The following is a 26,087-nucleotide window of genomic DNA, read 5'->3' as shown; positions in this document are numbered from 1 at the left end:
CTGTTACATACGCCTCGGTAAAGGGTTTTGTAACCCGAAGTAAACTAAACAAGAGTTTCTAATTCTGACGAGGGAAACGTTGAAACGACTTCACATAGGACTACTGATCATGGAGCTCGAGGATATCAACACCATCACAGTTCTGGGAGCGGGCAACATGGGTCACGGTATCGCGGAGGTCGCCGCCATCGCAGGGTACGACGTACGGATGCGCGATATCAACGACGAGTTCGTCCAGAACGGCTACGAGCAGCTCGAGTGGTCGCTGGGCAAGCTCGCCGAAAACAACCAGCTCACCGAATCAGAGGCCGACGCGGCCTTAGAGCGCGTGACGCCGCTGGTCGACATGGAGGAAGCCGTCGCCGACGCCGACGTCGTCATCGAGGCTGTCCCCGAACAGATGGAGATCAAAACGGACGTCTACACCGATCTCGAGGCGGTCGCCCCCGACCGGGCGATCTTCGCGACGAACACCTCGAGTCTCTCGATTACGGACCTCTCGGAGGTCACCGAACGGCCCGAGCGGTTCTGTGGGATGCATTTTTTCAATCCGCCGATCCGGATGGATCTCGTCGAGGTCATCTCCGGAGCACACACCGCGGACGAAACGCTCGACGTCGTCGAGGACCTCGCGGACGATCTCGGGAAGACGCCCGTCCGCGTCCGCAAAGACGTGCCCGGGTTCATCGTCAACCGCATCCTCGTTCCCCTGATGAACGAAGCTGCGTGGCTTGTCGAGGACGACGTCGCCACGATCGAGGAGGTCGACGCGACGACGAAGTTCGATATCGGGCTACCGATGGGGAGTTTCGAACTCGCAGACTACGTCGGCATCGACGTCGGCTACCACGTCCTCGAGTACATGCACGAGGTTGCAGGCGAGCGCTACGAGCCGTGCCCAATGTTGGAATCCAAGGTCGAAAGCGAGGAGTTCGGCCAGAAATCCGGGAAAGGCTTCTACGACTACGAGAACGGCGACGGCGCGGACGTCTCGATGGACGAGGAGCTGTTCAGCGAGACCGTCAAGGAGCGTCTGCTCGCCGTCGTCGCGAACGAAGTAGCTTACCTCGTCGGTGACGACGTCGCATCGCCTTCGGAGATCGACACCGCGGTCAAACTCGGCGGGCGCTGGCCAAACGGACCCGCGAAATTCGCCGACGAATACGGCGTCGAAACGCTCGCCGACGCGCTCGAGGACGCCTACAAGGAGACGGATCATCCTCGCTACGAGCCGTTCGACCATCTCGCGACCGTCGCCGAGGAGGGTGGCTTCTACGACGATTCGGGCGCGGGCGAAACGGACGAACCGCCGGCGTTCGACACGCTCGAGCTGACCTATCCCAGAGACCGGGTCGCACAGATCGAACTCGACCGGCCCCAGCAGATGAACTCCATCAGCATCGACCTCGTCGAGGAACTCGACACCGCACTCGACCTCGTTGATGACGACGACAGCGTTCGCGCACTCTTGCTGACGGGGGCCGGCTCGAAGGCGTTCTCTGCGGGTGCGGACTTCATGAGTATTGCCGGCAGCGGTGCCGACCCCTACGAGGCGATCGAACTTTCGAGGGACGGTCAGGAAACGTTCGGCCGCCTCGAGGAACTCGAGTTGCCGGTCGTCGCCGCGATCGACGGCTACTGTCTCGGCGGTGGGATGGAACTCGCGACGTGTGCTGACATCCGGATTGCGACCTCGCGTTCGGAGTTCGGCCAGCCCGAATTCAACCTCGGACTGCTTCCGGGGTGGGGTGGCACCCAGCGCCTCCAGCGCATCGTCGGCATGGGGCGTGCGAAAGAGATCATCTTCACCGCAGAGCGGTTCCCTGCCGAGGAGATGGCCGAGTTCGGCTTCGTCAACGAAGTCGTCGACCCCGACGAGTTCGAGCCGGCCGCACGCGACTACGCCGAGCAACTCGCCGGTGGCCCGCCACTCGCGATGCGCTATACGAAACGGGCGATGCACAAAGGCTGGGACAACCATGAGGCCGGACTCGAGATCGAATCGATGGGTTTCGGACACGTCGTCAACTCGGAGGACGTTCACGAGGGTATCAACGCCTTCTTCGGCGACGACGACCCCGAGTTCGAAGGCCAATAAGGGCTGGAAATCGCTGCCGGGCTGCGATACGGCCAGCACCTGTAACAGATCGCGAACCGGCGTGGCTGTCGCGGACGGTGGTCGGCACGTCTGCTCGTCGGTGAAATGGTCGCGAGATTTATGACCCAGAGGTACCATTGGTGACGCGTGGCTGTAACCGATGAAGAGAACAGAGGGGTTCCCCAATGAGTGACGGGACGGAGGTGCTCGTCGTCGACGACGAAACGCGGCTCGCCGATCTGTTTGCTGCGTGGCTCGAACGTGACTGGACGGTCGAGACAGCCTACGATGGCGAGGAAGCGCTCGCGGAGATGGCCGACTCCGTCGAGGTCGTCCTGCTCGACCGGCGGATGCCCGGACTCTCCGGTGACGATGTCCTCGAGCGAATCCGCGAGCAGGGATACGACACGCGAGTCGTCATGGTAACGGCGGTCGATCCGGACTTCGATATCATCGAGATGGGCTTTGACGACTACCTCGTCAAGCCGGTCTCGAAGGACGAGCTCCTCGAGATGGTTGACGACATCGTCAGCCGCTCGGACTACGAGGCGGATATTCAGGAGTACTACACGCTCGTCTCGAAAAAAGCGCTTCTGGAGTCGGAGAAGACTGACCGCGAACTCGCGACTAACGAAGAGTATCTGGATCTCTGTGACCGCGTCGACGAACTCGAGGCTCGCGTTGACGAGACGGTCACCGAGATGACCACCCACGACGAGTTCGTCGGCGCGTTTCAGGACCTGCAGTCCGACAAGTAGCCGTCTGTTTCGAACTCGAACCGGACCCCGCCGCCCTCGCTTTCGGTTGCGGTGACTGCCCACCCGTGTCCGGTAGCCACTTCTTTGAGGATCCTGAGGCCGACACCCAGCCCGTCCATCGCCGACGAAACCGACGAGTCAGCGGGATCGAAACGGCAGTCCTCGGGAAGTCCGACACCGTTGGCCGCGACGAAAAAGCCCCGTTCGCTCGGTTCGAGTGGCCCGATGCGAACGGTCTCGACCGCCGAACCGTGTTCGATACTGGTCCGGAAGCAGTGCTCGAAGAGTCGCAACAGCCACGAGCGATCGGCCTCTATCGTGGTCGTTTCCGAGATCGACAACGTCGTCTCTCCCGTCGAGACGTGATTCCACGCCTCGTGAGCGGCCGCCTCGAGGTCGACGGGTGCGATGTCTGCCACCCACTCGCCGTCGCGAGCGATCGCCAACACGTCTTCGATGATCGCTTCCATCCGATCGAGCCCCTCGCGGGTCCGATCGGCGTAGGCGAGGTTCTCGGTGTCCGTGAGGAGATCGAGGGATTCCTGCGCGACGTTGAGCGGATTCGTGAGGTCGTGGCTGACGATGCGAGTGAACGCATCGAGACGCTCGGTATGGTCGCGGAGTTTCTGTTCACGACGATACCGTGCGGTGACGTTGCGAAGGACGCCAACCGTGCCCCGGAACTGCTCGTCCGAGACGAGGACAGCGATCTGAGCCTCACAGGGAATCGATGCACCAGCTTTCGTCTCGAGCGTGACGTCGATGGTGTCGGTACTCGCGTCGGCGGTACGGAGCGATCGAATGACGCTCCTCGCGGCGTCGATATCCGCGCTGTCGAAGAGGAACGAGGCGTGTTCGCCGAGCAGCCCTTCGCGACTGTACCCGCTCATCTCGACGAGCGCGTCGTTGACCGTCATGAAGTGACCCGTCTCGTCGAGAACGTACATTCCGTCACCCGCCGTTTCGACGAGCCGTTCGTATCGGTCGAGAACGCGCTCTCGCTGTTCGAGCCGACCGCGGACGGCGATCGTCTCGAGGACGTGTGACGCGGTCGCGGCGATCGCTCGGATCGCATCCCGTTCGGACTCGGAGAGCGCAGCCGTCCCATAGACGGCGATCACGCCGTATAGCTCATCGCGGGTGGCGAGCGGGGCGACGGCGACCGATCGGGAACCATGCTCGAGCGCACGGGTGCCAAAGGGGACCTCGTCGCAACTCGTCTCGTCGTACTGGCGTGTCTGAATCGATCGCGTGCACATCGCACGCTCGAGCAACGGGAACTCACCGCCACCGACGCTGAAGCTTCGATCGAGCGACCACGCTTTCGACTCACAGTCGGAGAGCCACGGGACGACCGTCCGTTCGCCACGATCGTACTCGCCGATCCAGGCGGACGTGAACCGATCGTGAGTGGTCAGTTCTTCACGGATCGTCCTTTCGACGGTCAGCGGTGAGGTCGCATCGACCAGTTGACAGCGAACGGAACAGACGATATCGGCGAGCGCTGCGGGCAACGTCTGGCGAATGTGCTCGAGGTCGGGCGCGATCGTCTTCCCGCTCGGCGGGTCCGGTTCCGGAAACGTAACGTCGGTCGCTCCGTTGAGCCGATCAGCGAGCGCATCCGCCAGTTGGCTCTCGTGATCGGCCTCGTTCGTCCGGGAGACGACTTCGCTTAACACGCGTCTGTCGTCTCCGCCCCACGAAACGAGTGCTGGCGTCTCCGGGGCTTCAGAGACGACGGCGTCGACGAGCGACGGCACGTCCGCCACCGTATGGCCATCGATAACGACCGCATCGATCGACGTTCGCTCGAGACAGTCGACGGCTTCGGTCGCCTGCTTGGCGATGACGATTTCGACTGGATCGTCCGTCAGTGAGAGAGTAAGACGTGCTCTCGTTGACCGGTCGTGGCTCACACAGAGCACGCGAGGGCGTCTGACAGGAGATGAGTGCTGGCTGTTCATAATTCGATGGAAACGGCAAGTGGGTGTCGGGTGATGTGTAACCGGCCATGATCGTTCTTTCGGGTAATGTATCGCAGTGGTAATACAAGGGCAGTCCTGCCCGAATCGGACACACGGACGGGTTCAGGGCGCCTGCCGGTAGATCAGGTTGCGCTGGATTTCGTTTGCGCCCTCGTAGATGACCGGCACCCGCGCGTCGCGGTAGACACGAGCAACGCGGCGATCGTTTAAGACCGACCGGCCACCGTGGAACTGCATGGCTTGCTCTGCGACGTCGACGGCCGTTTCGGTCGCCTTCGTCTTTGCCATCGCCGCCCAGTAGCCCGCACTGTCTCGGTTCATAACGTGGTCGCAGCCTCGCCAGGTGAGCGTCCGGGCGCTCTCGAACTCGAGGAGCATATCGGCGAGGCCGTGCTGGACGCTCTGAAAGTCGCTGATCGTCCGGCCGAACTCCTCGCGGTCGTGGGTAAACTCCCAGGCTTCCTCGATGGCGGCCGCGGCGAGGCCGATCCCGTGGCCGGCGACGGCGATGCGGCCGTGATTGAAGAAATCCGCGAGCAGCATGAAGCCGGCACCCTCCGCGCCGATCAGGTTGTCCGCGGGAATCCGGCAGTCGTCGAACTCGATGTGTGCCTGCTTGGAGGCACGCATCGCCATCTTTTCGGGGATGTGCTCGGCGTCGTAGCCGTCCGTGTCGGTCGGGACGATAAACAGCGAGTGGTTCCCGTATGGGTTGTCTGCATTGTCGCCGGTGCGGGCATAGACGGTAATCCAGTCCGCCTCGACACCGTTGCCGACCCAGTATTTCTCACCGTTGATGACGTATTCGTCGCCGTCCCGTTCTGCCCGCGTCTGCATCCCCGCGAGATCGCTGCCAGTCTCTGGCTCCGAGACTGCCAGTCCCGAGCGCTGCTCTCCCTCCGCGACCGGTCGAATGTACTCTTCACACTGCTCGTCGGTGCCGTGTTCGTAGGTGATCTCACAGCCGAAACTCGCCAGTTGCAGCGTCAGGGCGATTCCCGCATCAGCCCGGTAGAACTCCTCCGTGAGCGCGAGCAACTGCGCCAGATCGAATCCCCGTCCGCCCCACTCCTCGGGAATGTCCTGTGCCACGAGGCCGGCGTCCCGGCCCGCCTCGAGGATCTCCTCGGGATACTCGCCGGCCTGAAAGTACTCCTGGGCGTTCGGTTCGATGTGGTCGTGTGCGAACTCGCGGGCTTCGGCTTTGATCTCGCGTGCGTGGTCCGGGACGAGCTGCTCGTCGAGTAGGTCCATATCCTGTTGAATGACACCACGGAGCAAATAGCCGGCGGCGAACAGTGCAATCCGTCTCGGTCACTGCCGACGGAACAGTACCGCTAGCCGGCGAATCCAGACAGGAGCCACTCGTCGTCGGCTCCCTCGTCGTCCGCGATACTCGGGGCGCTGACGAGCACGAACGCGCTCTCGCGGTCGCCGTTGCGGATCTGGCGCGTCGATTCGGGCGGGATCCAGAGCGCGTCGCCAGCCTCCATGTCGACCGGGTCGTCGTCGACGACGACCGTCGCCGACCCCTCGATGAGCACGTAGATTTCCTCGTGGTCGTTGGTCGTGTGGTCGTGGGGTTTGCTCTTCCAGTCCGGATCACAGCGAGCAATCGTTACCCCGACTTGCTCGGTCTCGAGTGGGTCGCTGAGAAAGTGCATCGCGCTCGAGACCTGCTCGACCTCTTCGTAGTTGACCTTCCGGTATGTCATACAGCCCCATTCGCGAGGCTGACAGTAAAACTATACTGTTGGCCACCAGTCCGTGAACACCTGATCGCGACTCGAGTGCGATCGGTATGTGAACCGTGGTATCCAACGGTATCCGCGTTCGGCCACACGACGCTACTCCTGTGCGAGCGGATCGAAACTGTCGACCGGGATAACCGAGTAGTCGACCGTCAGCGCGTCTCTGGTCGCCCGGATCTTCCCGACGAACGCCGAGATGTCCTCGAGTTCGCCCTCGAGGACGAACAGTTCCATACAGTAGTGGTCGCCGACGTGGCTATGGAAGTTCGACGCGACGAGGTCCTCGTGTTCGTGGCGCAGATGCATCATTCGCTCTTCGACGCTGGTCGTCTCGTAGTCGAACAACACTGTGACGATGCCCATCAACTCCCGGTCCTCGAGCCGGGTGTCCTCGAACTCGCCCAGCAGGTTCCGCGAGGCTTCCCTGACGACTTCGCTGCGGCCGGTATAGCCGTGCTCGTCGGCGAACTGATCGAGTCGCTCCAAGAGTTCGTCCGGCATCGAGACGCTGACGACTGCCATATAATAAACCAACCGCTATGGACTATTAAGGATTATCATCATTCGAGGAATCGATACTGCCGGCTCGAGCCGACAATCTGCCTACACGTGGTCTGCAGGAAGCAGATCTTCGAACTCCTGTTCTGCGAGCCACTCACAGAGTGCGACGAACTGGTCGCTTGCTGCCCCGAACAGCTGTGCGCCTTTCTCGGCCGTCGCGTCCGTCTGATCGCCGAACACGCCGTTGTCGCTGTTGTCGATCGCGTCGTAGAACGTCCGCGAGCCGTGTTTGACTGTTCCGGCATCCTCGACGCTCGCTACGCCAGTGTCTCGGGCATCGTCGAGGCGGTCGTCGTGGACCAGCTCCGGCTCGAGGTACTTGATCATCGCCGTCTCTTTCGGTCCGCCGTGGGGTCCGTTCTGGGCGAAGAGCTCGTCGACCAGTTCCGGAATCGACTCGTCCCACATCCATTCGATCGCGTAGGCGACCCCCTCTTGACGGAGGCGTGCACCGATCTCCCGGAGATGCTGGACGTTGCCGCCGTGGGCGTTGACGTAGATCACGCGGTCGATCCCGTGGGCGGTGAGGTTTCGCGTCAGCGACTCCACGTACTGGCGAAACGCCGACGGCTCGACCCACATCGTCCCGTGGAACTGCCGGTGGTGGCCGCTGACGCCGACGTTGATCGTCGGGGTACAGAGATAGCCCGTTCGATCGGCGGCCTCCCGGGCAAACGCCTCCGCGATCAGGTGGTCGGTCGCCTCCGGCAGGTGCGGGCCGTGCTGTTCCGTCGATCCGAGCGGCACGAGCGCGAGCGATTCCGATTCGAAGTACGTCTCGAGGTCCGGCCACGCTTCGTCGGCGAGGTACATACGTAGTCTCTCGTGTGTGGATCATCAATAGCGTAGTGTGAAAGACCAGCACACGAATGCACGCCGTCCGGAAGCGAGAAAGAGCGCCGAGAGCCGCGTCGAAGCGACATCTGGCCGGAGCGCGAGGAGCCAACACGTGGAAACCCGCCGCTGACGAGGTGTCGTCGGTAATCCCATATTACCGAAATCGGCGTCCTGGCGTGAGTGGACGAGCGTACTGCCGGCCTCGTTCCGTCGCCTTGTTCCGTCGATATCACTGGTTTCCCGGGAGGAGAACGAGTTTGTTTTGATTTCTGAGGCAGAGACGAGACGAACCACTAACCAGATTGCTGATTCATGGTGGGATCGGAACCGGGCGAATCTACATGCTGTGATCCGTGTCTCGAGTCCGGACGCCCATGCGTGATCGCGGTCGCCACCATCTACTCGATACGCGACCGGTCGCGCTCTATGCGTGAAACTGGACACGTTCGGTCGCCCGGTGAGGGAGAGACGTTTCAGCCACGACCGGTCGGTCTCTCCCCGTGCTCTCGGCTCGGTCACAACACGTGTTTATCGCCTGCCTGCGTGCGAATCGCTTCGTGATCGATCACACTCGTTGCTGGGGGTCCGAACCGAACCCGTATCGATACGTCACGGTACGGCGAGCGCGCAATTCGCCGTAACGCACACTTCAATCGTCGCGACCGCGTGGAACGTGACCTGTTAGTTTCACTACTGATTGATAGGCACTCAATTACAAAACGCCGGTGGACCGACGAAAGTTAGTACATGGTACTCCGATATCCCGCTCAAGCACAGGTTCCCGAGTGGTTACAAGATCCCATCGCGGAGCTCGTAACGTTCCTCCCACGGCTCGTCGGTGCGCTGGTGATCCTCGTCATCGGCTGGGCCGTCGGCCGACTGGCAGGACGCGTCGTCCGTCGGCTCGCCGACGGCGTCGAACTCGACCGAATGGTCCTCGAGACGCCGCTCGGTCGCATCCTCGGCGGTACCGAACAGGCCGTCTCGAGTGCGTTCGGGAAGTTGGCGAAGTGGTTCGTCTACGCGCTCGCGATTCTCGCGGCTGCGAACGCGCTCGCGATCGCGACGCTGTCGGAGTGGATCTCGACGGCGGTGTCGTACCTGCCGGCTTTCATCGCCGGGCTGGCGGTCATCGTCCTCGGGTTCGTCGTCGCGGACTTCATCGGCGACGCCATCGAACGGACCCGCGCGGCGACCCAGACGGCCTACACCACCTGGTTCGCCACCGGTGCGCGGATGTTCCTCTATTTTACGGCGATCGTCATCGGTCTCGATACGATGGGAATCGACGTCGGCATCCTCTACGTGTTCGCGCGAGCGCTCGCGTGGGGGCTCGGCGCGGCCATCGCCATCGGCGCTGGCGTGGCGTTCGGCTGGGGCGGTAAGGACTACGTCGCCGACAACATCGACCGCTGGATGAGTCGGACGAGCGAGGTCGCACCCGGCGAGAACGAGTCCGCCGGGAGCCAGTCTCGCGCCGGCGACCGCACCGGCAGCAGTCCGAGCACCGATCGCGAACCGGGATCCGAGCCTGGTCCCGGACCGACCGACGACGACTAACGCACGGCCCGCCTGTGGTCGCTCTCGACACGACGCGGCACCTGGCGAGGCCGGCGACACGCTCGACTGCGGCGGCGACGATCAGTCGGCTTCGATCCCGCTCGTAGCTCGAACCGCCGGATCGTCCGCCTCGTCGTCCGGAAAGAGTGGCTTGACCGGCACGATCACGTGGGCGCGGACGAGGTTTCCATCGTTCAGTCGCCACTTCGTGAGATGCGCGATCGATCGGGAGCCGCTGTAGCCGTCCTCGATCCGCTCGCAGACCGCATCGAACGCCGCCTCGTCGAACAGGTCGTCCGAGACGTGGTCCGTCACGACTGCAATGTTCCCACGCCGAGCGTAGACGTCGAGCCGCCCTTCGAAGGCGTGTTCTATGTCCTCGATCCAGCCGTGGATTTCGCCGACTGTCGGCCGATCCGGTGCCGTCGGAAAGGTGATCGACGCCTGATACTGGTCGGGACGTTCCCGGACGTGTCGTTTCCAGAGTCGCCCTAGCTGCTGTCCGACTCCGGTTCCGGGCACCCGCGACGCGACGTCGGTCGCTCGGCCGGCCGCGGCCGACATGCGCCGTCGAAGGTGGGTAATGGGATCGGGTCGATCGCGTTCCCTCATTCGTTCTCACGTTCGAGTTACAGGCATCGGTAATACGTCCTTTGTTGTCGAAAACGATCGTCCAACAAGAACGTCACGCGAGCGTGTATATTGTCGCTTCGCGAGGGTTTTGTACAATCCGTTACTACCGCTGGACAGCATGCCTCGAACAGGGCACACCCACTCGGTTCCCCGCCTCGTCGGATCCGTCGCGATCGTCGCCGTCGGCGTCGCGGGTAATACCGGCTTTGACACCCCACTCCGTACGATTCCGGCCCTCGTTTTGATCGCAGTCGGCATCGCCGGCGTCACGAGCACTGCACGGGAAGCCGAAACGGCACAGCTTCGACGCGTGGCGAAACGATGGTGGGTGCTTGCCTTCGCGACCTTCCTCCCCTACGGGCTGGCGACTGCCCCCGACAGCGAAGCGGCGGCCGCCGTCGGTGACGCGTTCGCCGGCCCGGTCGCGGGGCTCGTCCTCGAGTCGGTCGCCGGTGCGACGGCCCTCTGTGCCGTGTCGATGTCGGTCCTGTACGCCTTCGCCTGGTACGGGATCCATCCGGGACGGCCAACGCCCGAAGAGCGCGTCCTCGCCGACGGCGGCGACGATTGAGACGGTCTGCTGTCCCGCCGTCCCGGCGCACCCGCAGGACGGGTCGCGGGTGCGCCAGCACTGATTGATAGAGGTCTACGAGCACGCATCGGCTGCAGTCAGCCAACAGCTATATATCCCGGCACCGACTCAACCCGGCAAAGCGGTGCACGACGTGATTCCGACACTACCCGATTCGGATCGATCCCTGCTCGCCGCCTCGCTCGCTTGTTTCGCCATTGCCGGCGTCGCGACCACCGCCACCGATGGCGTCGAACTAACGATCGGAGCCACTGCGCTCGCCATCGGCGGCGTCTACGGCGTCGCTCGCTACGCCCAGTCGGTCACACGACGGACGCTCGCACACACAGCACTGGGCCTGTGGCTATCGTTCATCGGAATCGCCGGCACACACGCCGTCGGCCTCGAGACGATCGGTGCCGTCGCGCCGGGACCCGCCGCGGTGGCAGTCGTCGCGCTCACTGCGATCACGTGGGCGACGTTGCTCGCTGCCGCCGGTGCGACGCTCTTTCTCGGCTGCCGCGAGTACGGCTCGCCGGCCCCGGCGGACGAACAGGTTCTCGACGGCGACGCCTCCGATTACTCGACGCGGTAACTCACCGCGATCCCTTCACCAAGCGGGAGAATCATCGTCTCGAACGCCGGATCGGTCCGGACCGTCTCGAGGTAGTCGATAATCCCTTGCGTGTGTTCGTTCGTCTCGTCCAACGGCGTGTCCTCTGCCCACGCGAGCAGGTCGTCGAAGTCGATAACCCCGGCTGTGATCGCGTTGTCGGCGATAACGACGCCGCCGACAGAGAGCTTCGAGCGGACGGCCTCGAACGCGTCTGCGTACCGATCCTTCTCGTGATCGATCAGGACGACGTCGAACGGCCCGTCGTAGCGGTCGATCGCCGCCATCGCGTCGTCGTGTTCGTATCGTGCGATCCCGTCGTAGCCCCCCGTGGCCATGTACTCGCGGGCGAGCTCGAGTTCGTCCGCGTCGACTTCGGTGAGGACGATCTCGCCGTCGTCGGGGAGGGCCTCGGCGAACCAGTAGGCGGAGTAGCCGTATCCGGAGCCGAACTCGAAGATCCGCTCGGAACCGGTCAGTCGAGCGACGAATCGGAGGAACGCGCCGACTTCCGGACCGACGTGGGGAAAGCCCTCCGCAGCGGCGTACTCGTCCATCTCGATTAGCGTCTCGTCGGGGTCCGGACCGGCCGCGCGAACGAAGCGGGCGATGTCGTCAGTGAGAACGTCGGTCATACCCGAGCATACCGGCCGCCAGCACAAATAGACTGCCGGACACTCCGGTCAGCCACTGCTCGCACGCGAGCCGTCGTCGCGATTCTTTCGCTGTCCCATCACACTGCCGCCTGCCTGCCCGTCGCGGGTTCGTGGGAGCGACAGTATCCTTTTTCCCACTCCAAACCGTCCTTCCGACCGACATGTCTGCCGACCACGCCCTCGCCGAGGCAGTCGATAATCTGGTGTACGAGCCCGTACAGGTCCACGAGCACGGCATCGACCTGACGGTCGCCGCCGTCTACGAAGTCGCCGCTCCCGGCAGCATCGACTTCGGCGGCGACGAACTCGAAGACGCCGACCTCGAGCCGGTGCCGACCGAACTCGCAGCGCCCGACGACGAGTACGGCTGGTGGCACCTCGAGGGTGGCCAGTACGTGATCCAGCACAACGAGTTTCTGACGGGCCTCGAGCAACCGGTTCAACTCCAGCCGCGCAACGAACTGCTGGCCCGTGGCGGCTCGCATCCCTCGATGCTGGTGCGAGATCACCTGCCGTTGATGCCGTTGTCGGTCGCCGACGGCGGCCTCGAACTCAAGGAGAACGCGCGGGTGTCGACGCTGACGGCGGCCGGTGACAGCTAACGGTCGACTGCGATACCCGAATCAGCCACCGAAACCTCGTGACGGCCGCGACACACGAGGTCGAGGCGCTCCGGGTTTTGTCGTCCAGCAGCGTATTTACCGTCAGACTCCCTAGCCCGCCGTAGTGATGTATCAGGACATCCTCGTTCCGACGGACGGGAGCGACGGGACCCGTCAGTCGCTCACGCACGGACTCACGCTCGCGGAGCGATTCGACGCGACGATCCACGCACTGTCGGTCGTTCCCGAGGGGCCGCTGGGGACGCTCCAAACCAACGAGGGACACCCCGACGCGGAGCGAGCAGTCGAGCGCGTCGAAGCCGAAGCGACGCGCGAGGGGGTTGACGCCGTGACGGCGGTCGAACAAGGCGTGCCACACGAGGAAGTACTCGCGTACGCCGACGACCACGATATCGACATGATCGTCATGGGGACACAGGGTCGAACCGGCCTCGACCGAGTGCTCGTCGGCAGCGTCACCGAACGGATCGTCCGGCTGGCCGACATCCCAGTCGTCACCGTCCGCCTGAACGACGATATTCGGATCGAAGACGCCGACGAGGCCGCCCGAATTGCGCGCAAAACCGTCGAAACGGAGGGGTACGACGACATCACTATCAGCGATGATCCACACCGAACCAGCGCTTCCTGGATCGTCCCCCTCGAGACGGGGTCGGGGCCGCTCCACGTCCACGTTGACGCCGTGACGAGCGAAGCTCGAGTCGCGAAAGGATCGAAGCAGTAGAGTCTGCAGCGGACTGCAGAGAACGCTTCGAGCGGGCTCAGTCCTGGATGAACTCGCCGTCGCAGCGGTACTCCTGTAGCTTGATGCTGTTTACCGGTTCGGTTTCATTGTACGGTTCCGAGGGCTGTGCCATGTAGTAGAGGTCGAGACGTTCGAGGTCGGTCTCGTGGTCGTCGTTCCAGCGCTCACAGAGGTGGTTTGCCAGATACGACCGATGGTTCTCGTTGTCACCACCCCAGACGTTCGCGAGGTACTTTCGCCAGCGAGTGGTCGGGTACACGTCCTCGTGACTCGATGGTGGACCCCAGCTTATCGCTGACCGATGAAGGGCATCGACCTCGGAACCGTTCTCGAGTTCGGCCGGTGCGAGGAACCAGCCGTCGGTTCCCAGCGGCTCTGGGGCGAACATTTTCCAGGACTGGTAGGTTTCGGTCGCCTCAAGTGCGGCATCGCCGGGTTCGGGAACCTCGGTGTAGCCGACTGCCTGGGCGTTCGAGAGGAGCACGAGGGTGAGAAAGAGCCAGGGAAGAATCGTCGAAAACAGCGCGCGGCCGCGAGCGACCCCGACGGTGAGGAGCTGCTGTGGCGCTGGCGCGGCGGTCGGGAGGCCGTCGATCGTCGGCCCTTTGGGAAGGATGACACGGAGCCGGGACATCGCGCCACACAGCGGAGCCGTGAGACCGATGCGAGTAGCCAGGGCAGTCACGCCGTCCCAGACAACGGGCGGATAGAACGGCACAAGTGCAGTGACGACGACAAGCGGGAAAATCCCGATCCGCATCGTCACGAGCATCCCGAGGTGCATTCCGGCGAATGCCGTCGCGAGCGCTGCCCGCGGCCGGCCAGTGAGCCCGATCAACAGCGGGGAACTGAGCAGCAACGCCGCCCACACGTACGTCATCACGCGCAGCAACTCGGGGTACCCCGCGAGAACATCGCCGAGCAGGAACGTGAACTGATAATCGAGACTGAAGACGTAGACGACCGCCTCGCCGTTGAACCACATCTCGCCTCGACTCTTGTGAATCGCGTTCACGACGTACATGACTGTGACCTGGAGCAACAGTGCCATCGTCGCCACGTTCGAGACGGTTGCTCGAGGCTCGTCAGTACGGCGAGCGTCGACGGCCCACCGTTCGCTCAGCGGCAGGAACATCGCCCAGAACAGCAAGACACGAAGCAACGTGTCTCCGCCGTTGAGGACCATTGGGTTCCGGGCGTGCAGTGAGAGTAACAATAGCCACGAGCAGACCGTTGCCAGCCGGGTTCGGTACCCAATAGTCATCGCGGCGGCGAAGACGGCGGCGACGACAAACAACAGCGCAATCGCCCACAGCTCACCCGAGATTGCATGTAGTGAGTATACGTTCGAATAGTCCGAGAACAGGGCCGCTCGTGGGAGAACCCCAGAGTCTGTGTAAAACGCCTCGAGGTTTCGCGAGCGGAGTGCGAGATCAGTAAGCAACAATAGGCCGAGCGCGATCCGGAACACGGCTAGCGCTCGCGTATCGATTGCGAACCGGTTCGTGAGCCCGGCCGAGAGTCGATCGACGACATCCGAAAGCCGGCGACGTCCGTCAGTGGAGGGGTGTTGTTCTTGCGTCGTCTGAACTAGATGTCCGGGTGTCCCGAGCAGATTGGCATAAGCTTGGTGTATCGTGAAACACAGTTTTGACCTATCCGGCCGTCGCTGCCCGACTCGAGGAAACCCAGAATACTGACCGGAACCCTGAACTACAGTCACTCCGTACGGGCAGTCGTTCGATGAGTTCCGAGATCCCGGACGAGCATCCGATTGTCCTGTTCGATGGGGTCTGTAACCTCTGTAACGGCTTCGTTCAGTTCATCGTTCCTCGAGATCCGGACGGAAAGATACATTTCGCGTCCCTCCAGTCCGACGTCGGTCAAGAACTGCTCGCGGCACACGGCCTGCCGACGGACACCCTCGAGTCGATCGTCCTGATCGAAGGCGATGACTGCTACGTCAAGTCAGGTGCTGTGGCACGGATCGCCGCGCACTTGGGTGGGGTATATGCGCTCGCGGCATCGTTACGATACCTTCCGCGACCAGTTCGCGACCGAGCGTATGACTTCGTCGCTGCCCGTCGCTATCGGTGGTTCGGGCAGAAAGACCAGTGTCTGATGCCGACCGGTGACGTTCGATCCCGGTTTCTCGAGTAAGTCTTGACCGATTTCTCCGTTCCGACTGGTGTTCCTACGGTCACGAGTGTCGTCAAAATTCGTTCGCGGTAAAAAAGCCAGGGCGGGGATTTGAACCCCGGAAGTCTCGATTACAAGTCGAGTGCATGAACCGCCCATGCTCCCCTGGCGCTGGCCGTTGATTAGCCGTCCTCCTTTGAATGTGTATCGTTTTCGTCCCGAGTTTCGAGCGACCGAGCCATCGTCACCCGAAACTCGTCGTATCCCTCGCGCCGATAGAACCGACGGGCGGCCTCGTTGTTTGCCATCACCTCGAGCAACACCTCGTCGGCACCGCGCTCGGCGGCTGCTTCCTCGGCAGCCGCGAGCAACGCCGCTCCGATCCCGCGGTCGCGGAAGGCGGGTTCGACGTAGATGTTCGAGAGCAGCCCGCGGGTGCTGTCGAGTTCGAGAGAGCCACGCTCGAGCGTGACCGACGCGAAGCCGACGATCTCGCCCGCGAGTCGGGCAACGAGGAGGCCGTCGTTGATCTGATAGGCCGCGAGCGTCTCGCGCATGGTCTCGCGGTTTGGATCGGCACGGACGGCCGATTCGTGGTGGCGCTGGTCGCGGGCGAGTCGTACCCACAGGTCGGTGACCGTCTCGAGATCGTCTCGCGTGGCGGGTTCAATCGTCGGCTGCTGGTTGTTCGGGGGCATTCTCGAGTGCGGTCACGGCGGGGAGCGGTTCGGCGGTGAGCATCCGCAGGGCAGCGCCGCCGCCGGTGCTGACGTGGGAAAAGCCCTCGACGCCGAGTTGTCGCAGGGCGGAGGCGGTGTCGCCGCCGCCGACGATACTCATCGGTCGCTCCGTGGCGGCACCGAACAGCTGTCTGGTGCCCGTCTCGAAGCACTCGTCCTCGAAGACGCCGGCGGGGCCGTTGAGGATGACGGTCTCCGCGTCCGCGAGGATGCGCTGGTAGTACTCGAGCGTCGACGAGCCGATGTCCATGGCGGCCTCGCCGTCGCCCGGCGGCAGGGCGTTGACCCCGAGTTCGTGGCGCTCGCCGTCGCGGCCGACGGCGACGTCTCGCGGGAGCGCGATCCGGTCTCCGTAGGCATCGAGCAGATCGGCGGCGCGATCGATTTCGTCCCAGTAGCCCTGGTCGTAGATGAAATCGGAACTGGCGTCGCCCAGATCGACGCCGTCGGCGATGAGAAAGACGTTGCCGACGACGCCCGCGGTGAGGACGTGATCGGCCAGTCCCTTCTCTAGGATCGACCAGGCAACGTCGATCGAATCGGGGACTTTCGCGCCGCCAAGGACGTAGACGCGGGGCTCGGGGGTCTCCTCGATCGAGCCGAGCACGTCGAGTTCGGACTCCATGACACGGCCGGCATACCCCGGCAGGACGGTTGGCAGGCCGACCAGTGAGGGTTGTGAGCGGTGGGCCGCGGCGAAGGCGTCGTTGACGTAGGCGTCGAGCACTGGCTCGAGGCCCTGCACGAGGTGTGTCTGGGCGGCCCGTTCGGGGTCGAACTCCATGTACTCCTCGCTGTAGAAGCGGGTGTTCTCGAGGACAACGCAGTCGCCGTCATTGAGATCTCTAACGGCCTCGCGAGCAGCGTCTGTAAACGTCGCATCTACGTAGTCGACGGGCTGGCCGAGCAGTTCCGAGAGGCGATCGGCATGGGACTCGAGCGTGACGAACTCGTCGCCGCCGGGTCGACCCTGATGGGCGAGGACGGCGACCCGACCGCCACGCGCGACGAGTTCCGAGAGCGTATCGACGTGAGCGCGCAGTCGGGCGTCGTCTGCGAGCGTGCCATCGTCGTCGATCGGACTATTGACGTCGACGCGAACACCGACGGTAGTCCCTTCGACGTCCAGGTCGTCGAGGGTCGCGATCATTATCGACCCCTCCACCGCGGCCCCCGAAAGGTCTTTCTATCGGAGAGATAGGAGCGGGATATGCTGGCACCACACACGCTACTATCGGAGTCGCTCCCGACTCACACCGATCGGCAGTCCGCACAGACCAGCTGCCCGTTTGCGTCCCACAGCGACTCCGCGAGCGAGCCACAGGCCTCACAGACGCCCTGGGTCGTGTACTCGTCGCCACCGTTGGGGAGCAACTGCGTCTCGCCCTCCACGGTCGACCGGGTTGCCGTGGGCTCGGCGGACTGACGGTCGCGGTCGATCGGCGGCTCGCTCGAGCGAGGAGGCGTCATCGTCGCCTGGAAGGAACTCGCGGCAGCGATAACGTCGCGTTGGGTGACGACCCCGGCAACGCCGTCGTCGCCCTCGACGACGACGTTGCGGATGTTCTGGCGAGCCATCGTCGTCGCGACGTCGGTGAGCGACCGGTCGAGCCCCACCGTGACGACCGGCGTCGTCATGGCGGCTTCGACGGTCAGCGCGGCCGGCTCGTGCTCGTCCGCGACGAGTTCGAGGACGTCCCACTCGGTCAAAACCCCGACCGGCTCCGGCCCGCGAACGACCAGCGCGCAACTCGTCTGCTCGTCACGCATGAGCCCCACGACGTCGAGAACGGTATCGGACTCACTGACGCCAACGTAGTCGGTCGTCATCACGTCTCTGACGGACAGTTCCGATTCCATATGCGAATGATTCGCACGAACGGGCTAAAAGCTACCTCCGGCACACTTAAGCAAGACGGCACCGAAGTTCGGTAATTCCGCTACTCAGGCCGTCTCCCACTCGAGTTCGACTCTGGTCCCGTCGGCCCGACAGGTCTCGAGGGCGTGTTTGGCGTCGAAGCCGGCCTCGTGGGGGCTTTTCCCGCGGCCGACACCGACCTGCATCTCGACGTCGACGGCCCCCTCGACGTGGGCAAGGGCCTCCTCGTAGTCAGCGGCCTCGAGGTCGGGACAGACGACGATGACGTTGTCGCCGCCGACGAAAAACGAGAGGCTGTCGTGGGCATACCGCATGTGACGCATGAGTTCGGCGTAGCCCTGCTCGATCTCGATGAAGGTGTCGAAGGCGTTGAGTTCGTCCGTGTAGTTGCCGGTGGCATTGACGACGTCGAAGTGGGCGATCTGGACGTCGTCGTCGGCCCGGTAGGCGTCGTCGATCGTCCGGCCCTCGAGACACTCCCGGCGGTGTTTGTCCTGTGCGCTGCCGGCGTCCTGGAGGCGTTCGGTCGCGTCGGCCAGCGCCTGGACGGGGTTGGTGCCGGTCGCGACGCCGAGGCTGAGCGTCACGGGATAGCGGTTGCCGACCGACTCCTGCAAGAGCGCGTGGTCCTCGAGGTCGAGGCCGTTCGTGACGGCGATCATGTTATCGAAGCGAGTGAAGAAGGTGTAGCCGCCGCGGTTGCCGACGAACTGGGAGATGTCCGCGTACAGCCGGGATTGCATGGTCTGGAGGTCGGCTTCCCGGCGCGGTTCAGGGGTTACCGTCCACGGCCCGTAGTTGTCGATCTGGACGAGCGTTACCTGCGTATTAGTCACTGTGGGCGATCCTTTCGAACGGCGTCGTATAAGTGATACGCAATCCAGATCCGTGATACGGCGCGGAAACCGGCGTTATGCGGGGACCTTTTCGGGGTCTTTGCCCTGCGGGTGGTACTTCCAGAAGTCGCCGGCACGCATCGCGTCCCCGACGGCCTTGTGCATGTCGAGGATCGTCTCGAACTCGTCGATGTCCTCGTCGATGTAGTCGAAGATGTCGCTCATGGCGACGATCGTCTCGTGGTTGACCCGGATCGGGTAGTTGCCGTACTCGTCGACGAACTCGTCGCGATCGAGCGGGAAGTCCTCTTGCTCGTCGACTTTGTCCGCGATGATTCGCATGTCGAACTTGCGCATCCCCTCGCTGCCTTCCTCTCCGTCGGGGTCGACTGGCCAATCGTTGCTCATACTCCGACGTGTGCAGGGGACCCGCAAAAGGATTACTCCTTGTCGCTGTCACCTCGGCGGCGGTGGAGAGTCTCGAGAACGGCCAGTTCGAACCGTATCTCGCCCTCTGCGCTGTCGACACCGACGACGGACTAGCTATGAGCACAGCGATCCGTCGGTCGAGATAGGATCCTGAAAACGGACGTCGCGGGTCTTGGGCAGGTCCGTTCCACGGCTGCAACGGAATCACGGACCGTCCGACACGAGTCAGTCAGTCAGTGTCGCGCACACCCGTACTCGGCCGTGTGGGAACGCTTGGACACGGGACCACCGAACACTCAGAGCCGAGACCGGTGTGTCGGGTCCGTGTTACGAGTTGTTCGCGTACAGGTACACCGCACCGACGGCGACGATTGCCTCGGTGACTTTCGTGATGACGGCCATCGGATTGAGGCTCCCCTCCATGTAGAACGCGTCGATGCTGAACCCCTGGAAGACGAACAGGGCGACGATCGTGGCGATCGCGTAGGCCGCCGCGACCAGATAGAGCGTCTGATTCCAGTAGGGAGTCAGGTAGAGGACGACCCCACCAAGGAAGCCGACCCCGTTCAGGATGAACAGTATCCCCATCATCTGATTGAATCCCATCGCCCGGGGGGCGAGCACCAGGTGGAGCACCCCCGTTATGACGGCTGCGAGTATGACCAGATATCCGACCGGATTCGACGGGGGACTGATCAGCGAGTCGCTCTGCCCTGTCATCGTTGATTGCGCAGACATTATCCAACTTATTAGGCCGGCACTTGATGGGTCGTGTTGCGATTCCAACATCGTGGGAATAGCAGCTATATTCTATACTGATTTTCGCTCTGTCGGCTGTATTTGTAGACAGGACGGCCGTTTTTGGAGAGTACCAGCAGTATTTGTACGGAGTCTGTTCGCTCGATAGCTCTGTGACTGAACCTCGACCGCAGAACGCACAGGAGTACTCCCGGCGAGCGGATGCAACAAGATAGGAGAAATTACTGGACAGCAGTCAATACGACGCCGGCCGCATGTATGCGGCCGTCACCTATGGGAACGGCAGCGAATTCGCGATCGGCGTCACGTCGTTCTGTCCGGCAGTATCAGTCCCAGCCGGGACTAGTCGTCGGCCGTTTCGGCGTCTGCCGTGTCACCCAGCACTTCCTCGCGGTGCTCGTCGAGCAGCGGCGCGCGACCGCGGGGCTTGGGGTTGGTCTCGGTCATCTTGATCGGGTTGCCCGCGATCTCGACGTCCGTGTCGGCACCGGGCTGTTCGACCGGCACGAGCATGTCTCGCGTGTGGACGTGCGGGTCGTCGAAGATCTCCTCGGTGGTCTGGACCGGCGCGGCCGGCACACGACCCTCGAGTTTGTCGACGAGTTCGTCGTTGGTCTGTGCGCGGGTCCACTCGGCGATCTCCTCGCGCAGCGCGTCGCGGTGCTCGAGGCGCTCGGGCGTCGTGGGGTAGTCCTCGGCGAGATCTTCGCGGCCCATCACGTCGCAGAGTTCCGCCCAGTGGTTGTTGTTGAACGCGGCGATGACGGCGTAGCCGTCGTCGGTCTCGAAGGCGTTGTAGGGGAACAGCGTCGGGTGGGAGTTGCCCCGGCGGGTGGGGGCCTCGCCGGTGTAGGACTGCTGGTAGATTGCGCGCTCGGTGAAGCTGATCATCGAGTCGTACATGCCGGTGTCGACGTACTGGCCTTCGCCGGTCTGTTCGCGGTGGTTGACCGCAGCCAGAATGCCGATACAGTTCAGCGTCGCGGTAAAGAGGTCGCCGACGCCGGGGCCGGTCTTCGTCGGCGGGCCGTCGGGCTGGCCGGTGGTCTCCATGACGCCACCGAGTGCCTGCGCGATGAGGTCGAAGGAAGGCTGGCCCTGTCGGTCCGTTTCGCCCGTGCGCGGGTCACCGAACCCGCGGATCGAGGAGTAGATGAGATCGTCGTTGTGCTCTGTGAGCGTTTCGTAGCCCAGCCCGTACTTCTCCATCGTGCCCGAGCGGTAGTTCTCGACGACGATGTCGGCTTCCTCGACGAGCGAGAGGAAGTCCTCGCGATCGTCTTCTTCGCGGAAGTTCAGCTCGATGCTCTTCTTGCCGCGATTGACGCTCTGGAAGTAGCCACCGTAGGCCTCCTCCTCGGGGTCGTCGACGAACGGCGGGTTCGAACGGATCATGTCACCGCCCGGCCGTTCGATCTTGACGACGTCCGCACCGAGGTCCGCGAGTAACATCGTGCAGTACGGCCCAGCCAACACCTGGGTCAGATCTAGCACGCGAAGGTTGGAAAGTGCTCCCATGTCTGTACGCTCTCTTCTGAAACCATCCCCAAAACCCTTACCATCGATCATGAAGTTGGTTTGGTGTACCGCGGATAGTGGCAACGTTCACCATTCTAACACCCATAGGATGTTTAAAGAATATTATCATGGAAGATCATTAAGTTTATACCCGAGTTCCTCATGGTTCTCAATACGATGTCCCAAACGGTCGTCCTCGGCGTGATTGGCTCCGATGCCCACGTCGTTGGCATCACAATCTTAGAGCAAGCCTTCAGCGCAGCCGGCTTCGATGTCGTGAACCTCGGCGTCCAGACCTCCCAGGAGGAGTTCGCCGAAGCCGCGGTAGCCCACGACGCACAGGCTGTACTCGTTTCCTCGCTCTACGGCCACGCCGAGCAGGACTGCCAGGGATTCCATACCGTCCTCGAAGAGGCGGGTGTCGACGCCGTCAGCTACATCGGCGGCAACCTCGCTGTCGGACAGGACGATTTCGAGCAAACCCGGAAGACGTTCCGGGAGCTCGGCTTCGATCGCGTCTTCGACTCCGAAACCGATCCCGAAGAGGCGATCGCAGCGCTGCGCGAAGACCTCGAGATCACTCCGACTGAGTCGGAACGCGCAACTATTAGTTCTTAGATGTCTAGATGATACGAGACGAACGCATACCATCCGACGAGCTACAGCGTATCGACGAGGAGATTCGGTCGAACTGGCCGACGGGGGCAGACGTCGACTTCGAAGAAGCGATCGAGTACCACGAATCGCTCCCCGAACACAAGCGATTCGCCGACGTCCTCGAGTCAGCGGACAAGCCGCTGCTCCAGCCCCGAGCCGGTGTCCCCCGGCTCGACGACCAGATCGAACTCCTCGAATACCTTCATCAAGAAGGCCAGGCCGATCTGCTGCCGACCACCATCGACTCGTACACGCGTGACAACGAGTACGAAAAGGCCCAGCAGGGCTTAGAGAAGGCCCGCGAGACGGGCGACGACACCCTGAACGGCTTCCCGGCCGTCAACCACGGCGTCGAGGGCTGCCGGAAACTGATCGACGCGATCGACGCGCCGATCGAGGTCCGTCACGGCACGCCGGACGCCCGGCTGCTGGCGGCGATCACCTTCGCCGGCGGCTTCCAGAGCTTCGAGGGTGGCCCGATCTCCTACAACATTCCGTACACCAAACGCCACGGCCTCGAGGAGACCATCAAGCGGTGGCAGTTCGTCGACCGCCTTGCGGGAGCGTACACCGAGCGTGGCATTCGCATCAACCGCGAGCCGTTCGGCCCGCTGACCGGCACGCTGGTGCCGCCGTCGATCGCGATCGCGATCGGGATCGTGGAGGGGCAGCTAGCGGCGACCCAAGGCGTCCGGTCGATCACGCTCGGCTACGGACAGGTCGGCAACGTCGTGCAAGACGTCGCCGCCCTGCGGGCGCTTCGGAAACTCGCGAACGAGTACCTGCCCGACGAGGTCGTCGTCACCACCGTCTTCCACGAGTGGATGGGCGGGTTCCCGCCGGACGAGGCCCGCGCGAACGGCGTCATCAGCCTCGGCGGGATGACCGCTGCCATCGCCCAGCCCGATAAGGTCATTACCAAGTCGCCCCAGGAGTTCCAGGGGGTCCCGACTAAGGAGGCAAACGCCTCGGGCCTGCGCACCACGCGTCAGGTCATCGACATGGCCATCGAGCAGAAGATCGACATCGACGGCATCGAAGAGGAACAGGACCTCATCGAGCGCGAAACCCGCTGTCTGATGGATACGATCTTCGAACACGGCGACGGCGACGTCGTCCAGGGTACGCTCAAGGCCTTCGACTCCGGCGCGCTCGACGTGCCGTTCGCACCCAGCGACAGTGCGAAAGGGGCCGTGCTCCCGGCTCGAGACGACGACGGTCGCGTCCGCATCTTCGAGTGGGCCGACCTCGCGATGGACGACGATATCAAAGAGATTCACAAGGCGCGGCTGTCCCAGCGTGCCGACACCGAGGGGCGCAAACAGTCGTTCCGGATGGTTGCAGACGACGTCGACGCGATCAGCGACGGCAAACTCATCGGTCGCCCCCAGGGCGACGTGAAACTATGAATATTACAGGCATATACGCAACGCCCGGCTACTCCGGGTTCTTCTTCGACGACCAGCGCGCGATCAAGCAGGGAGCAGAACACGACGGCTTCACCTACGAGGGTGTGCCGGTCACCGACGGCTTCGACGAGATTCGCCAGGCCGGCGAATCGATCATCGTCGACATCGAACTCGCGGACGGGACCGTCGCCCGCGGCGACTGTGCCGCGGTCCAGTACTCCGGTGCCGGCGGGCGCGACCCGCTCTTCAAGGCCGAGGAGTACGCCCCCGTCATCGAGGGCCCCGTCGCCGACGAACTCGAGGGCCGCGACGCCACCGACTTCCTCGACAACGCCGAGTTGCTCGAGGAGATGGAGGTCGACGGCGACCGCCTGCACACGGCGATCCGCTACGGCGTCTCGCAGGCCCTACTTGGCGCAGCCGCCGAAGCCGAGAACACGACGAAGACGGACGTCATGGCCGACGCGCTGGGCACCGAGCCCGCGACGGAGCCGGTCCCCGTCTTCGGCCAATCCGGCGACGACCGCTACACCAACACCGAGAAGATGTTCATCAAGGGCGTGCCGGTCCTGCCCCACGCGCTCATCAACAGCGTCGAGAAGATCGGCGAGAACGGCGAGACCTTACTCGAGTACGTCGAGTGGCTCGTCGAGCGGTCCCAGGAACTCGGTCCCGAGGACTACGATCCGCGCTTCCACATCGACGTCTACGGGATGATCGGCGAGATCTTCGGCGCGCCGTACGACCGCGACGAAGTGGTCGACTACTTCGCGGCGCTCGAGGAGGCCGCCGCACCGTACCCGATTCAGATCGAGGGGCCGATGGACGTCGGCAACCGCGAAGATCAGATCGCGGCGATGGTCGAACTCCGCGAGGGACTCGCCGACGCCGGTGTCGACGTCGACATCGTTGCCGACGAGTGGTGTAACACCTTCGAGGACGTGCAGGCGTTCGTCGACGCCGGCGCGGCCGACCTCGTGCAGGTGAAGACGCCCGACCTCGGTGGCATCCACCGCAGCGGACAGGCAGTTCGCTACTGCGAAGGCACCGACACGCGGGCCTACCTCGGTGGGACCTGCAACGAAACGGAAACCTCCGCGCGTGCCTGCGCTCACGTCGCACTCGCGACCAACGCCGCGCAGGTGCTCGCAAAGCCCGGCATGGGCTTCGACGAGGGGTACATGATCGTCGAAAACGAGATGCGACGAACGATCGCACGACGAGCACGCGACCAGCCACAACAGACTGACGAGGTGACTGCAGATGACTGATTGGACCGATCCCGATACGTTCGCACAGGCACTCGAGCAAGTCGAAACTAAAGAGAAGGGCAACTGCTTCGAGGACTTCGAAGAGGGCGATATCATCGAGCACGACCCCGGCCTGACGCTCACCCAGTTCGGCAACGAACAGTGGATGGGCCAGACGCTCAACCACGACCCCGCCTACTGGCGAACCGATGCCGCCGAGGCCCGGGGCTTCGAGGAGCCGCCGGTCCACCCCGACTATCTGACCGCGGCGACGCTCGGTATCACCGTCGAGGACCTCAGTGAGAAAGGTGGTTACTTCCTCGGTCGCACCGACGTCCGGTTCCCTGGCACGCCGGTCTACACCGGTACCGAACTCCACGTCGAAAGCGAGGTCGTCAACCGCGCTACCTCGAGTTCCCGACCCGAGTACGGCATCGTCTCGTGGCGCACTCGCGGGAAAGACGCCGAAACCGGCGAGGTGCTGTGTTCCTACGAGCGCACCAACATGATCCCGCGTCGCGACCCCGTCGCCACCGACGGGAGCGGTGCCGCCGCTGCCGAGGAGGAAGACGACGGACCCGACCTCCCCGACGAGTTCATCACCCCCGAGGGTGGCTACTTCGAGGACTTCGTCGCGGCGCTCAAGGAAGCCGACGACGAAAACGCCGCCGTCGCCTACCGCCACGAACGCGGCCGCACGCAGGACGACGTGACTGTCGCCTCGCTACCGCTGGCGACGCTCAACACGGCCAAACAGCACCACAACGTCGACGTGATGTCCGACTCGCCATCCGGCGACATCGTCACCTACGGCGACGTGACCCGCTCGACGGCGCTCGGCCACGCTCGCTCGGACGAGCAGACCTGGCGCGAAGTCGGCTTCGACGACGAGTCGTTCCACACGTTCGTCGCCGTCGGTGACACTGTCTACGCGTTCACGCGCGTCCTCGAGGCCGAAGACGACGCCTCGAGCGACGAGGCCGGCACCGTCACCTTCGAACACATCGCGTTCAACCAGGACGACGAACCTGTCTACTCGGGAACGCGAACCGCGGAGATTCGAAAGCGTTCTAACTAACA

The 26,087-nt window shown here is 63.4% G+C and carries 27 protein-coding genes and 1 tRNA gene; 12 read left to right on the top strand and 16 right to left on the bottom strand.

Annotated elements, in window-relative coordinates; translation table 11 throughout:
• Positions 1-109 precede the first annotated feature (109 nt).
• Both E2L06_RS05660 and E2L06_RS05655 read left to right on the top strand, forming a co-directional pair.
• Positions 110-2,098 carry a 3-hydroxyacyl-CoA dehydrogenase/enoyl-CoA hydratase family protein gene (locus E2L06_RS05660; RefSeq protein ID WP_138779432.1) on the top strand — a complete coding sequence of 663 codons (1,989 nt, stop codon included), beginning with the start codon at positions 110-112 and terminating at the stop codon, positions 2,096-2,098.
• 185 nt (positions 2,099-2,283) lie between these two features.
• On the top strand, positions 2,284-2,856 hold the full coding sequence (locus E2L06_RS05655; protein WP_138779430.1) for a HalX domain-containing protein: 573 nt from the start codon (positions 2,284-2,286) through the stop codon (positions 2,854-2,856).
• Here E2L06_RS05655 and E2L06_RS05650 read toward each other — a convergent pair.
• The 5 genes from E2L06_RS05650 to E2L06_RS05630 form a co-directional block, all read right to left on the bottom strand.
• On the bottom strand, positions 2,832-4,820 hold the full coding sequence (locus tag E2L06_RS05650) for a PAS domain S-box protein (protein ID WP_138779428.1): 1,989 nt from the start codon (positions 4,818-4,820) through the stop codon (positions 2,832-2,834). The genes E2L06_RS05655 and E2L06_RS05650 overlap by 25 nt on opposite strands.
• Before the next feature lie 123 nt (positions 4,821-4,943).
• Positions 4,944-6,095, bottom strand: coding sequence for an acyl-CoA dehydrogenase family protein (locus tag E2L06_RS05645; RefSeq protein ID WP_138779426.1), 1,152 nt, complete (start codon positions 6,093-6,095; stop codon positions 4,944-4,946).
• An 83-nt stretch (positions 6,096-6,178) separates the two neighbouring features.
• Positions 6,179-6,556: a cupin domain-containing protein gene (locus E2L06_RS05640; protein ID WP_138779424.1), complete on the bottom strand. Its 378-nt coding sequence runs from the start codon at positions 6,554-6,556 to the stop codon at positions 6,179-6,181.
• A 132-nt stretch (positions 6,557-6,688) separates the two neighbouring features.
• A complete protein-coding gene (nikR, locus tag E2L06_RS05635; RefSeq protein ID WP_138779422.1) occupies positions 6,689-7,114 on the bottom strand; it encodes a nickel-responsive transcriptional regulator NikR in 426 nt (141 codons plus the stop codon).
• 81 nt (positions 7,115-7,195) lie between these two features.
• The gene (locus E2L06_RS05630; RefSeq protein ID WP_138779420.1) at positions 7,196-7,966 is read right to left on the bottom strand and encodes a creatininase family protein; all 771 of its coding nucleotides are present in this window, start codon (positions 7,964-7,966) and stop codon (positions 7,196-7,198) included.
• A 771-nt stretch (positions 7,967-8,737) separates the two neighbouring features.
• Between E2L06_RS05630 and E2L06_RS05625 the strand changes: the two genes are divergently transcribed.
• The gene (locus tag E2L06_RS05625; RefSeq protein ID WP_138779418.1) at positions 8,738-9,550 is read left to right on the top strand and encodes a hypothetical protein; all 813 of its coding nucleotides are present in this window, start codon (positions 8,738-8,740) and stop codon (positions 9,548-9,550) included.
• A gap of 81 nt (positions 9,551-9,631) precedes the next feature.
• On the opposite strand, the gene E2L06_RS05620 is transcribed toward E2L06_RS05625, so the two are convergent.
• Positions 9,632-10,162 carry a hypothetical protein gene (locus tag E2L06_RS05620; protein WP_138779416.1) on the bottom strand — a complete coding sequence of 177 codons (531 nt, stop codon included), beginning with the start codon at positions 10,160-10,162 and terminating at the stop codon, positions 9,632-9,634.
• A 139-nt stretch (positions 10,163-10,301) separates the two neighbouring features.
• Between E2L06_RS05620 and E2L06_RS05615 the strand changes: the two genes are divergently transcribed.
• Positions 10,302-10,754 carry a hypothetical protein gene (locus E2L06_RS05615; protein WP_138779414.1) on the top strand — a complete coding sequence of 151 codons (453 nt, stop codon included), beginning with the start codon at positions 10,302-10,304 and terminating at the stop codon, positions 10,752-10,754.
• A 145-nt stretch (positions 10,755-10,899) separates the two neighbouring features.
• The gene (locus E2L06_RS05610; protein WP_138779412.1) at positions 10,900-11,349 is read left to right on the top strand and encodes a hypothetical protein; all 450 of its coding nucleotides are present in this window, start codon (positions 10,900-10,902) and stop codon (positions 11,347-11,349) included.
• Here the strand turns inward: E2L06_RS05610 and E2L06_RS05605 are convergent.
• A complete protein-coding gene (locus E2L06_RS05605) occupies positions 11,334-12,002 on the bottom strand; it encodes an O-methyltransferase (RefSeq protein ID WP_138779410.1) in 669 nt (222 codons plus the stop codon). The genes E2L06_RS05610 and E2L06_RS05605 overlap by 16 nt on opposite strands.
• Positions 12,003-12,184: 182 nt before the next feature.
• Between E2L06_RS05605 and E2L06_RS05600 the strand changes: the two genes are divergently transcribed.
• Together E2L06_RS05600 and E2L06_RS05595 are read left to right on the top strand one after the other, a co-directional pair.
• On the top strand, positions 12,185-12,625 hold the full coding sequence (locus tag E2L06_RS05600) for a dCTP deaminase (RefSeq protein ID WP_138779408.1): 441 nt from the start codon (positions 12,185-12,187) through the stop codon (positions 12,623-12,625).
• A 127-nt stretch (positions 12,626-12,752) separates the two neighbouring features.
• Positions 12,753-13,370 carry a universal stress protein gene (locus tag E2L06_RS05595; protein WP_138779406.1) on the top strand — a complete coding sequence of 206 codons (618 nt, stop codon included), beginning with the start codon at positions 12,753-12,755 and terminating at the stop codon, positions 13,368-13,370.
• Positions 13,371-13,407: 37 nt separating this feature from the next.
• Here the strand turns inward: E2L06_RS05595 and E2L06_RS05590 are convergent, their stop codons facing one another.
• Positions 13,408-15,006, bottom strand: a complete 1,599-nt coding sequence (locus tag E2L06_RS05590) for an HTTM domain-containing protein (protein ID WP_138782508.1) — start codon at positions 15,004-15,006, stop codon at positions 13,408-13,410.
• Positions 15,007-15,134: 128 nt separating this feature from the next.
• On the opposite strand from E2L06_RS05590, the gene E2L06_RS05585 reads away from it, so the two are divergent.
• Positions 15,135-15,551, top strand: coding sequence for a thiol-disulfide oxidoreductase DCC family protein (locus tag E2L06_RS05585; RefSeq protein WP_138779404.1), 417 nt, complete (start codon positions 15,135-15,137; stop codon positions 15,549-15,551).
• Positions 15,552-15,626: 75 nt separating this feature from the next.
• Here the strand turns inward: E2L06_RS05585 and E2L06_RS05580 are convergent.
• From E2L06_RS05580 to mct, 8 genes are all read right to left on the bottom strand, one after another.
• Positions 15,627-15,700 (bottom strand) — tRNA-Thr (locus E2L06_RS05580).
• A gap of 12 nt (positions 15,701-15,712) precedes the next feature.
• The gene (locus tag E2L06_RS05575; protein ID WP_138779402.1) at positions 15,713-16,228 is read right to left on the bottom strand and encodes a GNAT family N-acetyltransferase; all 516 of its coding nucleotides are present in this window, start codon (positions 16,226-16,228) and stop codon (positions 15,713-15,715) included.
• The gene (locus E2L06_RS05570) at positions 16,197-17,420 is read right to left on the bottom strand and encodes a phosphoglycerate kinase (protein ID WP_138779399.1); all 1,224 of its coding nucleotides are present in this window, start codon (positions 17,418-17,420) and stop codon (positions 16,197-16,199) included. The genes E2L06_RS05575 and E2L06_RS05570 overlap by 32 nt, the downstream gene beginning before the upstream one ends.
• Positions 17,421-17,521: 101 nt before the next feature.
• Positions 17,522-18,130 (bottom strand): cyclic nucleotide-binding/CBS domain-containing protein, encoded by a 609-nt coding sequence (locus E2L06_RS05565; RefSeq protein WP_138779398.1) that lies wholly within the window; start codon positions 18,128-18,130, stop codon positions 17,522-17,524.
• 84 nt (positions 18,131-18,214) lie between these two features.
• On the bottom strand, positions 18,215-18,985 hold the full coding sequence (locus E2L06_RS05560; protein ID WP_138779396.1) for a GTP cyclohydrolase III: 771 nt from the start codon (positions 18,983-18,985) through the stop codon (positions 18,215-18,217).
• A 75-nt stretch (positions 18,986-19,060) separates the two neighbouring features.
• Positions 19,061-19,393 (bottom strand): DUF5785 family protein, encoded by a 333-nt coding sequence (locus E2L06_RS05555; RefSeq protein WP_138779394.1) that lies wholly within the window; start codon positions 19,391-19,393, stop codon positions 19,061-19,063.
• A gap of 348 nt (positions 19,394-19,741) precedes the next feature.
• Entirely contained in the window at positions 19,742-20,152 is a 411-nt protein-coding gene (locus E2L06_RS22350) for a hypothetical protein (RefSeq protein WP_138779392.1), read from the bottom strand.
• Positions 20,153-20,515: 363 nt separating this feature from the next.
• Positions 20,516-21,691, bottom strand: coding sequence for a succinyl-CoA:mesaconate CoA-transferase (gene mct / locus E2L06_RS05545; RefSeq protein ID WP_138779390.1), 1,176 nt, complete (start codon positions 21,689-21,691; stop codon positions 20,516-20,518).
• A gap of 162 nt (positions 21,692-21,853) precedes the next feature.
• Between mct and glmS the strand changes: the two genes are divergently transcribed.
• The 4 genes from glmS to mch are packed head-to-tail and all read left to right on the top strand — an operon-like array spanning position 21,854 to position 26,085.
• On the top strand, positions 21,854-22,309 hold the full coding sequence (gene glmS, locus E2L06_RS05540; RefSeq protein WP_138779388.1) for a methylaspartate mutase subunit S: 456 nt from the start codon (positions 21,854-21,856) through the stop codon (positions 22,307-22,309).
• An 8-nt stretch (positions 22,310-22,317) separates the two neighbouring features.
• Entirely contained in the window at positions 22,318-23,757 is a 1,440-nt protein-coding gene (locus E2L06_RS05535; protein ID WP_138779386.1) for a methylaspartate mutase subunit E, read from the top strand.
• Entirely contained in the window at positions 23,754-25,028 is a 1,275-nt protein-coding gene (locus tag E2L06_RS05530) for a methylaspartate ammonia-lyase (protein ID WP_138779384.1), read from the top strand. Before E2L06_RS05535 ends, E2L06_RS05530 begins: the two co-directional genes overlap by 4 nt.
• Positions 25,021-26,085: a 2-methylfumaryl-CoA hydratase gene (gene mch, locus E2L06_RS05525; protein WP_138779382.1), complete on the top strand. Its 1,065-nt coding sequence runs from the start codon at positions 25,021-25,023 to the stop codon at positions 26,083-26,085. Before E2L06_RS05530 ends, mch begins: the two co-directional genes overlap by 8 nt.
• The last annotated feature ends 2 nt before the right edge of the window (positions 26,086-26,087 follow it).

The organism is Haloterrigena sp. H1 (genome assembly GCF_005938085.1).
Classification (GTDB): domain Archaea; phylum Halobacteriota; class Halobacteria; order Halobacteriales; family Natrialbaceae; genus Natrinema.
The sequence above is the reverse complement of the archived record's forward strand: the minus strand, read 5'-3'. Positions and strand labels throughout refer to the sequence as shown.

Bases quoted from the DNA above. Each gene is read 5' to 3' on its own strand.
- E2L06_RS05530 (WP_138779384.1), top strand. From the start codon at position 23,754: ATGAATATTACAGGCATATACGCAACGCCCGGCTACTCCGGGTTCTTC.
- E2L06_RS22350 (WP_138779392.1), bottom strand. From the start codon at position 20,152: ATGTCTGCGCAATCAACGATGACAGGGCAGAGCGACTCGCTGATCAGT.
- glmS (WP_138779388.1), top strand. From the start codon at position 21,854: ATGGTTCTCAATACGATGTCCCAAACGGTCGTCCTCGGCGTGATTGGC.
- E2L06_RS05535 (WP_138779386.1), top strand. From the start codon at position 22,318: ATGATACGAGACGAACGCATACCATCCGACGAGCTACAGCGTATCGAC.
- E2L06_RS05625 (WP_138779418.1), top strand. From the start codon at position 8,738: ATGGTACTCCGATATCCCGCTCAAGCACAGGTTCCCGAGTGGTTACAA.
- mch (WP_138779382.1), top strand. From the start codon at position 25,021: ATGACTGATTGGACCGATCCCGATACGTTCGCACAGGCACTCGAGCAA.
- E2L06_RS05615 (WP_138779414.1), top strand. From the start codon at position 10,302: ATGCCTCGAACAGGGCACACCCACTCGGTTCCCCGCCTCGTCGGATCC.
- nikR (WP_138779422.1), bottom strand. From the start codon at position 7,114: ATGGCAGTCGTCAGCGTCTCGATGCCGGACGAACTCTTGGAGCGACTC.
- E2L06_RS05585 (WP_138779404.1), top strand. From the start codon at position 15,135: ATGAGTTCCGAGATCCCGGACGAGCATCCGATTGTCCTGTTCGATGGG.
- mct (WP_138779390.1), bottom strand. From the start codon at position 21,691: ATGGGAGCACTTTCCAACCTTCGCGTGCTAGATCTGACCCAGGTGTTG.
- E2L06_RS05570 (WP_138779399.1), bottom strand. From the start codon at position 17,420: ATGATCGCGACCCTCGACGACCTGGACGTCGAAGGGACTACCGTCGGT.
- E2L06_RS05575 (WP_138779402.1), bottom strand. From the start codon at position 16,228: ATGCCCCCGAACAACCAGCAGCCGACGATTGAACCCGCCACGCGAGAC.
- E2L06_RS05645 (WP_138779426.1), bottom strand. From the start codon at position 6,095: ATGGACCTACTCGACGAGCAGCTCGTCCCGGACCACGCACGCGAGATC.
- E2L06_RS05605 (WP_138779410.1), bottom strand. From the start codon at position 12,002: ATGACCGACGTTCTCACTGACGACATCGCCCGCTTCGTTCGCGCGGCC.
- E2L06_RS05655 (WP_138779430.1), top strand. From the start codon at position 2,284: ATGAGTGACGGGACGGAGGTGCTCGTCGTCGACGACGAAACGCGGCTC.
- E2L06_RS05620 (WP_138779416.1), bottom strand. From the start codon at position 10,162: ATGAGGGAACGCGATCGACCCGATCCCATTACCCACCTTCGACGGCGC.
- E2L06_RS05565 (WP_138779398.1), bottom strand. From the start codon at position 18,130: ATGGAATCGGAACTGTCCGTCAGAGACGTGATGACGACCGACTACGTT.
- E2L06_RS05600 (WP_138779408.1), top strand. From the start codon at position 12,185: ATGTCTGCCGACCACGCCCTCGCCGAGGCAGTCGATAATCTGGTGTAC.
- E2L06_RS05555 (WP_138779394.1), bottom strand. From the start codon at position 19,393: ATGAGCAACGATTGGCCAGTCGACCCCGACGGAGAGGAAGGCAGCGAG.
- E2L06_RS05630 (WP_138779420.1), bottom strand. From the start codon at position 7,966: ATGTACCTCGCCGACGAAGCGTGGCCGGACCTCGAGACGTACTTCGAA.
- E2L06_RS05595 (WP_138779406.1), top strand. From the start codon at position 12,753: ATGTATCAGGACATCCTCGTTCCGACGGACGGGAGCGACGGGACCCGT.
- E2L06_RS05640 (WP_138779424.1), bottom strand. From the start codon at position 6,556: ATGACATACCGGAAGGTCAACTACGAAGAGGTCGAGCAGGTCTCGAGC.
- E2L06_RS05660 (WP_138779432.1), top strand. From the start codon at position 110: ATGGAGCTCGAGGATATCAACACCATCACAGTTCTGGGAGCGGGCAAC.
- E2L06_RS05650 (WP_138779428.1), bottom strand. From the start codon at position 4,820: ATGAACAGCCAGCACTCATCTCCTGTCAGACGCCCTCGCGTGCTCTGT.